The sequence below is a fragment of the Cobetia sp. SIMBA_158 genome, from assembly GCF_046566945.1.
GTDB lineage: Bacteria > Pseudomonadota > Gammaproteobacteria > Pseudomonadales > Halomonadaceae > Cobetia > Cobetia amphilecti.
Genome location: NZ_JAWJYL010000172.1, coordinates 1 through 316, shown reverse-complemented (window position 1 = coordinate 316; position 316 = coordinate 1). Strand labels below are relative to the sequence as shown.

The window sequence follows — 316 nt, the reverse complement described above, 5'->3', positions numbered from 1 at the left end:
ACTCATCTCTGAATTCCTTATATTCTTTACTGACTTTAAACTTTACATAGAGTTCATCCAAGGGCGGATGTTCTTTTCCTCCAAAATCAGTTAAATCAAATTTTCTTTCCTCACATAGTGTGATCTGCTTTTCTCGGCTTCCGTCTTTTTGTTCCCACACTAAGAAAGCATCGAGTTTAGATTGAGAGACTAAATAAAATAACCTCTCAAATGTAGTTTTTATATCTAAATCCAAACTGTTCATTATCGTTTCACCATTAAACATGTTTTCTGCCAGGTAGTCTATATTCTCATTGATTAAATCATCGATTAGCCA

The 316-nt window shown here is 33.5% G+C and carries 1 protein-coding gene; it reads right to left on the bottom strand.

Features of this window, described 5'->3' with window-relative positions; genetic code table 11:
* Window positions 1–316, bottom strand: a 316-nt coding sequence (locus R2R70_RS19500; RefSeq protein WP_410978822.1) for a hypothetical protein, incomplete at both ends; no start/stop codon positions are given.